The organism is Gemmata sp. (assembly GCF_051859125.1).
GTDB lineage: Bacteria > Planctomycetota > Planctomycetia > Gemmatales > Gemmataceae > Gemmata.
In genome coordinates this window covers 1-8,587 of record NZ_JBHYGG010000138.1, presented here as the reverse complement: position 1 = coordinate 8,587, position 8,587 = coordinate 1, and the positions used below count along the sequence as shown (strand labels likewise).

General features: G+C 70.4%; 6 protein-coding genes. 3 read left to right on the top strand and 3 right to left on the bottom strand.

The features are described 5' to 3' along the window. Positions 1-216: 216 nt before the first annotated feature. Both ACTIGN_RS14175 and ACTIGN_RS14170 read right to left on the bottom strand, forming a co-directional pair. The gene (locus tag ACTIGN_RS14175) at positions 217-1,446 is read right to left on the bottom strand and encodes an HlyD family secretion protein (protein ID WP_439624874.1); all 1,230 of its coding nucleotides are present in this window, start codon (positions 1,444-1,446) and stop codon (positions 217-219) included. 167 nt (positions 1,447-1,613) lie between these two features. After that, on the bottom strand, positions 1,614-2,369 hold the full coding sequence (locus tag ACTIGN_RS14170; protein WP_439624872.1) for a TetR/AcrR family transcriptional regulator: 756 nt from the start codon (positions 2,367-2,369) through the stop codon (positions 1,614-1,616). 345 nt (positions 2,370-2,714) lie between these two features. Here ACTIGN_RS14170 and ACTIGN_RS14165 point away from each other — a divergent pair, with 345 nt between their 5' ends. Continuing rightward, positions 2,715-3,962, top strand: coding sequence for a hypothetical protein (locus tag ACTIGN_RS14165; protein WP_439624871.1), 1,248 nt, complete (start codon positions 2,715-2,717; stop codon positions 3,960-3,962). A 177-nt stretch (positions 3,963-4,139) separates the two neighbouring features. Here the strand turns inward: ACTIGN_RS14165 and ACTIGN_RS14160 are convergent, their stop codons facing one another. Then, entirely contained in the window at positions 4,140-4,925 is a 786-nt protein-coding gene (locus ACTIGN_RS14160) for a hypothetical protein (RefSeq protein WP_439624869.1), read from the bottom strand. 197 nt (positions 4,926-5,122) lie between these two features. Here ACTIGN_RS14160 and ACTIGN_RS14155 point away from each other — a divergent pair, with 197 nt between their 5' ends. Both ACTIGN_RS14155 and ACTIGN_RS14150 read left to right on the top strand, forming a co-directional pair. Further along, positions 5,123-6,265, top strand: a complete 1,143-nt coding sequence (locus ACTIGN_RS14155) for an FAD-dependent monooxygenase (RefSeq protein WP_439624867.1) — start codon at positions 5,123-5,125, stop codon at positions 6,263-6,265. A 192-nt stretch (positions 6,266-6,457) separates the two neighbouring features. Beyond that, complete coding sequence (locus tag ACTIGN_RS14150; RefSeq protein WP_439624865.1) at positions 6,458-8,386, top strand: hypothetical protein; 1,929 nt, start codon at positions 6,458-6,460, stop codon at positions 8,384-8,386. The last annotated feature ends 201 nt before the right edge of the window (positions 8,387-8,587 follow it).

Genomic DNA, 8,587 nt, shown 5'->3' with positions numbered 1-8,587 from the left:
GGACGGCTGTTGTTTGCTGGGTCTACTCGTGGGCCTCCGGGGGGCCGCCAGGGTGGGCGCCCCCGACAAACCAAACGCGAACTCGCTGGTAGGGGCCGCCCTCCGTGGCGGCCCGCCAACCACTTCATGCGGATCCCAGGAGGAGTTCCGCTGAGCATCCCCCGGTGAGCCACGATTGAATCACAACCGGGCGACTGACGTCCCCGGCCCGCCGAGTCACTTCTTCTCGGGGACGTCCGTGTTGTAGATCCGCACCACGGTGCTCATCTTCGGCTTGAGGAACGACCCGGCGGCCTCGCCCGCGGGCAGGTGGATCTTCACCCGCACCTTGATGATGTTCTTCGTGTCGTCGGCGATCGGCATGACCCGGTCCACCCGACCCGCGTAGGTGCGGCCCGGGTCGGCGGTCGCCACGATCTCGCACCGCTGCCCGACGCGGACGTCCTTGATCTGGTCCTCGCGGACCTCGATCTCGGCCTCCAGGTCGGACAGGTCGGCCATGCTGCAGATGCCGGCCGCGACGTTGAACGACATCGGGCTGACGAGCACCCCGCGGTCCGCGAGCTTGGTCAGGATGGTGCCGTCGATCGGGGCCCGGACCTCGCAGTTCTCCAGCAGCCGCTTCGACTCGGCGAGCCGGCCCTCGGCCTGGATCACCTCGGCCTGGGCGGCGGCGACCTTCTCCTTCCGCGCGCCCATGTTCAGCAGCGCGAGCGTCGCCTCGAGCCGCGACACCCGGGCCGCGGCCCCGTGCAGGTCGGCCTCGGCCTTCTCGAAGTCCTGCTGCGAGACGACCCCGCCGGCCTTCTGCATCTTCATCCGCTGGACCTCCTGGTCGGCCCGGACCAGCATCGCCTTGGCCTCGTCGAGTTCGCCCTGCACCTGCCGCCGCTCGTCGGGCCGGACCGCGTCCCGGCCCAGGTCGGCGAGCCGCTGCTGGGCCGCGACGAGCGAGGCCGCGGCCACGTCGTAGTCGTTCTGGTAGCGGTCCTTGCGGATGCGGGCGAGGACCGTTCCCTTCGTAACCCGGTCCCCTTCCTTGAACGTGATCTGCTGCACCATGCCCGAGACGTCGTCCGGGCTCAGGTTGATCTGGAGGAACGGGGTGACCGTTCCCTTGATCTGGAGGACGAGCGCGTCGGCCGCCGCCGCCGGAGCCTGGTTCGTGCCGCCCGAAGTGGCGGGGCCGCCGGCACCCGGCCCGCTCGCGACCGGCCCCGCGGCCCCGGGCGCGCCCCCGGCGCCCGGCTCGGCGGCCTTGTACCACCGGACCCCGACGCCGGCCCAGGTGACGGCCATCATGCCGCACAGCACCCACGGCAGCCACGACCCGCGGCCGGAGCCGCCCGTGCCCTTGCCGAGCTGGTCCGCGAGGCGGAGCTGCTGCACGCGGTTGATGAGTTCGCCGTTGACGGACGGCGCGGGCACTTCGGCGGCGGTCGGCATGAGTCGGGACTCCCTCAAGCGGTCACGGAACCGAACACCAGCAGGAGTCGCTTGGAACTGGTGGGGCAGACATTCTTGTCTACCTCCAGTCGCTTCGGGCGGCAGACAAGGATGTCTGCCCCACCGAGCCAAGCACGAACCCGACTCCTACCCCGGCAGCTTCGACTTCAATGTTTCGCGTTCGGATCGGGCGGCGAGTGATCCCCGCTCGAACGTGAAACGTCAAACTCGGAACTCGAAGCCCCGGCGCCGCGCTGGAACATCGGGGCGAGCAGCCGGACGCACGCGTCGAGCATCGCGGGCCGATCGAACGCCGCGGGGTCGATCATCAACTGGATCTGCAACCCCTGGATCAGCGCCTGCAGCACGCTCGCGACGATCCGCGGGTCGATCGGCCGCGGCTCGGGGACGCTGTCGGCCACGTCGGCGGCGATGTGGTCGCGCCACCCGCGGTACATCTCCGAGAGCTTGTCGCGGTACTCGCTCCGCTGGTTCATCCGGGCCAGGAACGTGAACAGGAGCGTGAACAGATCCTTACCCCGCTCCTCGCTCCCGAGTTCCAGGTGCTTGCCGAGCCCGAACCGGAAGCAGTCCCAGGCGCGGCCGGTCATCGGCTTCGGGCCGTCGCTGTCCAGGAACGAGCGGATCATCCGCCGGATCATCCGGTCGTACACCGCCAGCAGGATCGACTCGCGGGTCGGGAAGTAGTACGTCAGTTGCCCGCGGCTCATCCCGGCCCGGTCCTCGACCTTCTTGAGCGAGAGTTCGTCGATCCCGTCCTCCGCGAGAACCGCCTCGGCCGCGGCCATGATCTCCTCGCGGCGCTTCCGGGCCGTGTCCGTCAGCCCCGGCGGCTCAACGTCCCACACGCACTCCGGAACGCCGGCGGGTCGGGGCTCCTGAGGTGGCGGGGTGTCGCTCATCACATCCTGAAAACAGACCGGTCGGTCTAACTCCGTGAAGCCATATTAGACCGGACGGTCTAGCCGCGTCAAGTCCGGGCAAAATTACTCGATGGGACTCCGGTCCCGCCCGCGGTCGAGGAGCCCAGTTGCCCGGCGAGCCGGGAGCGTCAGCGACCGGAGGTGGGCGCTTCACAAGAACTCCGGTCGCTCCATCGCCTCGACCCCGACCTCCCAGGTCCCCCAGTTCCGCGTTCGTCGGCCCGCACAGACGGAAAATCCGCTCCCGTGTGCCGAAGCGTTCAAACCGCCCGGTCCGTTGGTCGATCACAGACGAGCCGGTGGTCTCCGTCGTCCGGGGTAGTTATGGCCTGTTGGCGCGTGTCGTTACTGCTGACGGTCGCGGTGGGGTGTCACCACACCCGGCCCGCGGTCGCGCCGCGCCCGGGACAGCCCACCGCCGCTCCGGTCGCCCGCGACCTCCCGCTGACGGAGCCGGTTGCTCTCGCCCTCGACGGAAGGGACGTCCCGGTCCCGCCCGCACGCACCGCGGTCGGAGTGCAGGGCGACGCCTTCCGCAAGCTGACCGAGCGGGACTGCGTGCTGTTCGCGGCGGCGAGTTCCGGGGCGGCGAACCTGCTCGACGAGGGGAGCCGCGTTCCACCGCGGGGCGGCGACTGCGACCCCGCCCGCGACGAACTCCAGCGGTCCGTTCGCACCCACGCCGCACTCGAACTGCGGAACCGGGCGGCGGCCGACGCGCTCGAACGCTTCTTCCAGCTCGCCGACGCCGAGGCCCGCGGGCAACTCCTGCGCGACGGCTTCCCGGTGCTCGACGGCCAGCTCGACCGGGCGAAGAAGGCCCAGGCCGCCGGCATCCGCTTCCCGCTCGACGTCGGCGAACTGACCCGCAAGCGGTCGCAGCTCGCGACGGACCTGGAACAGACCGAGCACGCCTCGCGGCTCCTGAACCTCGACCTGAAGCGGCGGCTCGGGCTGCCGTACCAGCCGGCGGCCGAGCGCCTGTGGCCGGCCGCCGACTTCGCGGTCGATCCCGCGGCTCGGGACGCGGAAGCGGCGGTCGCGGCGGCGCTGGCCGACCGGCCGGAACTCCGCGGGCTGCGGGCGCTGTACCACGGGCTCACACCCGACACGCTCCCGGACGTCCGCGAGCTCCTGAAGGCCAACAGCGCCCTGCCGAACCAGCGACTCCCGCTCACACTCCGCCGTCTGCTCGGCCGCGACCAGGGACCGGACCCCGCCGCACTCGCGGAACTCGAAGTGCGCCGCAAGCAACTTCTCGACCTGATTGCCGAACGGGAGCGGGCCGTCGCCGACGAGACGCGGGCCGCGCTGCTCGACCTCGACGCGCAGGTGACGCGGATCGGCCGCGCCCGCGAGCGGCTCGCGGGCCTGGAAGTGAAGCTCGCCGACGCGGTCAAGCAGCGGCTCGCGGACCAGCCCGGGGCGGAGCTTCTGGAAGCGCATTCGCGCACCGAGGTGTTGAAGGCACGGGCCGAGGTGGTCGCCGAGGTGGTCGCGTGGCACCAGGCCCGCGTCCGCCTGCGGGCGGCCCAGGGGGCGTTCGCGTGGGAAGCCGCCCCGGGGAAGTGAGCGGCAGGGGCGGGGAAGAAGAGATTTATCCGCAGATTACGCAGAAGACACAGATTTTCAGACACAGAGCAGAGGGCAGAAGAGAGGACCCCGTGGTCTCAAACTTCTGATCTCTGTCCTCTGTCTTCAAATCTGTGTCTTCTGCGTAATCTGCGGATAAATCTCTTCCGGTCTTAGTCACTCCGTCGGCTTGGCGGCGGGCTTCGGCGCCAGCGGGGCCATGATGTCGTCCACGCTCTTCGCGGCGGCGGCCCGGGTCGGGGCCGGCTCCAGGACCGACGGCATCAGCGCCAGCTTCTCCCGCTCGACGGCGACCTTCGTCTTGAGCGCCCGGATGTCGTCCTTGATCTTCGACAGGCGGGTGTCGTCCGTCTGGTACTTGCTCTCCATCTGCTGGAGCTTGAGCGCGGTCAGTTCGGCCTCGAGCGAGTCCACCGCGGCCGTCAGTTCGACCTTCTGGTTCTTCATCGCGTCGAGCTGCCGCTCGAGCCCGAGCTTCACCTTCTCGCGGTTGCTCACGGCCGAGTCGATCGCGTCGAGCGACTTCTGGTTCGCGGTGAACCGGCGGACCCCCTCTTCGAGTTCGGCCTTGGCCTCGGCCGTGCTGAGCTTGCGGTCGCCGAACGCGACGTGCTCGGTGGCGTTCTTCGTGGCGGCGGCGCGGGCCTGGAGCAGTTCCTTGTCGTGGCTCTGCCGCGCCCGCAGGTCGTCGCCCTTCTCGCGGAGCTGGGCGACCTCGACCCGCTCGCGGGCCAGTTGCGACACGACCGTCATGATGTCCTTGTCGAGCAGCTTGATCTCGTTGCGGAGGCGGACGATCTCGCGCTCGGGCGGGATGCGGGACTCGACGTGGGCCTGGAAGCTGTCGATCTCGGACCGGAGGTACGAGCCGACCTTCATGTTCTTGACGGCGGGGATGGCGACGGCGGCCACGATCCCGATGACGACCAGTTTCTTCAACATCTGACGCACCTCACGTTGTCGGGGCGCCCATCCGCCCCGCGATTCGGGCTTCGAGTGCCCTATCTCTGGTATTCGCCGGCGGGGGCCGGGCATTTTGTGCCGGATGTGCGGTTCCCGCGAGCGTTCCGTATCCTGACACTCGGGGAGCGAACGCGCCGCCGCACGCATCACCACAACGTCCTTCTCCGAGAGCAGTTATGCCGCGAGCGGTGATCGTCGGTGCCGGGATCGGCGGCCTCACGGCGGCCCTGGCGCTGAAGCGTGAGGGGTGGGACGTGAGCGTGTTCGAGCGCGCGTCGGAACTCCGCGAGGTCGGGGCCGGCATCACGCTCTGGACGAACGCCGTGAAGGTGCTCCGCACGCTCGGCGTCGGTGAAGCGATCGAGGCCGCGGCCGCCCCGGTCCGCACGAGCGAGTTGCGGTCGTGGCGCGGCAGGGTGCTCGTGCGGACCGACTTCGGCGCGCTCGGGGCCAAACTCGGCGCGCCCACCGTCGGCGTCCACCGGGCCGACCTGCAAGCGGCGCTGGCCGAAGCCGTGGGTCGCGAGAACGTCCAGTTCGGCATGACGTGCGTGGGTTACACCCCGGACGATAAAGGAGCGTCGGCGCTGTTCGCCGAGGGCGACGTGGTCCGCGGGCAGATCCTCGTCGGGGCCGACGGCATCAAGTCGCTGGTGCGGAACCAACTGCTCGGCCCGGAGCCGCCGCGGTACGCCGGGTACACCGCCTGGCGCGGCGTCGGGCTCATCGAGCGGCCCGAGGTGCCGGTCGGCGTGACGGTGCTCGCGATGGGCCGCGGCTCGCAGGTCGGGATGCTGCCGATCGGCGGCGGGCGGACGTACTGGTTCGCGACCGCCAACGTGCCGCCGGGCGGCGCGGCCGGCCCCCACGGGCACAAGGCGGAGCTGCTGAAGCGGTTCGCCGACTGGTGGCCGGCGTTCCCGGCCGCGGTCGCGGCGACGCCCGACGCCGCGATCCTCCGCAACGACATCTTCGACCGCGTGCCGGTGCGGAAGTGGGTCGCGGGCCGCGTGGCGCTGCTCGGCGACGCGGCGCACCCGACGACGCCGAACCTGGGCCAGGGCGCGTGCCAGGCGATCGAGAGCGCGTACGTTCTGGCACAGTGCCTCAAGCGCGCCGAAACGGCCGACGCGGGGCTGCTGGCCTACGAGCAATCGCGGTTCGACCGCACGGCACAGATCACGACCGAGTCGTGGCAGTTGGGCAAGCTGTTCGCCTACGAGAGCCCGCTCAAGTGCTGGCTCCGCGACCGCATGTTCGGGCTGCTCGGCGGCCTGTCGGTGCGGCACACGGAGAAGATCGTCGGCGTCGAGGTGTGAGGCTTCGGCGAGCGGGGGGCGTGAGCCCCCCGAGTTCTTGTCTTTGGCGGTTCACTCGGGGGGCTCACGCCCCCCCGCTCGCCAAAGACCACATGCTCTTGGCGCGAATCAAGTGATTGCCGCCGGCCAGTTTCTCGTGGATAATGGGTGAGCAAGTCTCGCTCTCTCCCGGCTCACGGCGGAACTCCCGACATGGCGATCGCGTTCAACTGCCCGCACTGCCAGTTCGCCTACAACTTGCCCGACAAGTTGGCGGGGAAGCAGGCGAAGTGCAAGAACCCGGATTGCCGCAAGGTCATCACCGTGCCGGCCCCGGTCACGGTCCCGGACGACCTCCGAAAGGGGCCCAGCACCGCCGCCCTCGAACGACTCGCGCTCGACGCCCTCGCCGACGAGCCGCCGAAGGTCGAAGACGCGCCCGTGCAGGAGAAGGTCATCCCGATGACCTGCACGTACTGCGAGCACAAGTGGACCGAGCCGTGGTCGAAGGCCGGCAAGAACGCCCTGTGCCCGAACCCCGAGTGCCGCCAGCGCCAGAAGGTCCCCGAGCCGAAGGAAGCGACCCCGACCAACTGGCGGGACCCGAAGACCAAGCTCCCGAGCGGAGCCAAGGAGAACTTCGAAAAGCTCGAAGGGGTCGTCAGCAACAACGAGGTGCGGAACGTCTCCGGCAAGTCGCTGGAGGATGCCGGGCTCCTCGAGGAACTGTACGAGCCGAAGTCGATCAAGCCGCTCGTGCTGCTCGGCATCGGCGTCGTCGCGCTGGTCGCAGGCACCGTGTTCGGCATCTGGTCACTCGTCAGGTCGCGGGGCGAGACGAAGGAAGTGCAACTGATCGCCGACGCCCGCAAGGAGTTCGGAGCGAAGGAGGCCGAGATGTCGCCGGCCGGGTTCGGGCTGTCGTCGGCACTGCTGTACGGGGCCGCGGCCGAGTACGCGCTCGACAAGGCGCTGGAGAACCGCGACGCCCTGAAGCTCAAGGACGCACAAACGGAATTCGACAAGGCCCGCAACGACGTGCGCAAGCAGCCGCCGGGGCCGGAGCGGTACGCGGTCGCGGCCGAACTCGCGCTGGCGACGCTCGCCTTCGCCGGCACCGACGAGCAAGTCAAGGAGCAGCTCCGCTACCCGTGGCAGCCGGACGTCACGCCCGGCCGCGCCATGCGGCTCAACGAGCGGACGCACACGATCCACCAGGAACTCACGACCACGCTGAACCTGCTCCAGCCGGCCGACTTCGAGTTCCGCGCCGCGGTCGCCCGCCGGCTCACCCGCGAACTGGTGAAGCAGGGGCAGGTGAGCATGGCGACGGACCTGCTGCCGGTCGCGATGTTCTCCGACGCCGAGAGCGCCGAGGCGCGGGCGGTGATCGCGCTGGAGGTGTTCCGGGCCGACCGCAGCTCGGCGGCCGCCAAGCAGGTCGCCACCGAACTGAAGGCCGGGACCGGCACCGGCGGCCTCAAGGGGAACCCGTACCCGTACTCGGCCCAGGCGCTGTTCATCGCCCAGCAACTCGACAAGCCGGTCCCCGTACCGGGCGGCTCCGCCGCGCTCCCGGACCCGCGGGCGGTGCTGGTCAACACCCCGCTCCTGCTCATCGACGACAAGCCCGCCGAGGCGCTGGCCCTCGCGCTGCGCGCCCAACAGCCCGACACGCAACTGAAGGCGGTCGCGCTGTGCGCCGAGTGGGCCAAGGAGCCCGGCCCGGCGCTCGACGCCGCGGTCGCCATCGTCGGCAGGGGCGGGAAGCAATCGACGCTCGCGCCGTCGCTCGTCCTGCGGCTGGCGCAACTCGCCTCGCTCGCCGGGAAGCACGACCAGGCCCGCACGCTCGCCGACGCACTCGCCGACGACGGCCTGAAGGCGTGGGCGCGGGGCGACGCGGTCCGCTGGCGGCTCGCCGGGAACCCGAAGGAGCGGCCCGACGAGACGTGGGTCGAGGTGCCCGACGACCCGAAGAAGGTGCGGGCCGGGCACGCCTGGGGCCGCATGTGGGTCGCGCGCCACAACACGAAGGAGTCGCGCAACCGCGACGGCGAGAAGAAGGCGACCGCCGGCTGGCCGGGGCCGGTCCACCCGTTCGCGCTCGCCGGCATCGCCCTCGGGTTGCAGGACAAGTAGGCGCGGCCCGCGGAGCCAACCACCGCGGCCCGAGAACCCGGCGCGCCCTCCCCCGACATGAGGGCGCGCTGCGGCTCGCCGCCAGCCCGTTCCCGGAAGCCGGCGCCGACCGCGACTCACACCAAGTCTGGTTGATTCGTGTTGGTCCGAGCCCGAGCGCCGAGCGAGGGTTCACGTTGACCCTCGCTCGGCGCTCGGGCT

Excerpts from the sequence above, each read along its gene's own strand:
- ACTIGN_RS14175 (WP_439624874.1), bottom strand. The coding sequence starts at position 1,446 with ATGCCGACCGCCGCCGAAGTGCCCGCGCCGTCCGTCAACGGCGAACTC.
- ACTIGN_RS14165 (WP_439624871.1), top strand. The coding sequence starts at position 2,715 with ATGGCCTGTTGGCGCGTGTCGTTACTGCTGACGGTCGCGGTGGGGTGT.
- ACTIGN_RS14150 (WP_439624865.1), top strand. The coding sequence starts at position 6,458 with ATGGCGATCGCGTTCAACTGCCCGCACTGCCAGTTCGCCTACAACTTG.
- ACTIGN_RS14155 (WP_439624867.1), top strand. The coding sequence starts at position 5,123 with ATGCCGCGAGCGGTGATCGTCGGTGCCGGGATCGGCGGCCTCACGGCG.
- ACTIGN_RS14160 (WP_439624869.1), bottom strand. The coding sequence starts at position 4,925 with ATGTTGAAGAAACTGGTCGTCATCGGGATCGTGGCCGCCGTCGCCATC.
- ACTIGN_RS14170 (WP_439624872.1), bottom strand. The coding sequence starts at position 2,369 with ATGAGCGACACCCCGCCACCTCAGGAGCCCCGACCCGCCGGCGTTCCG.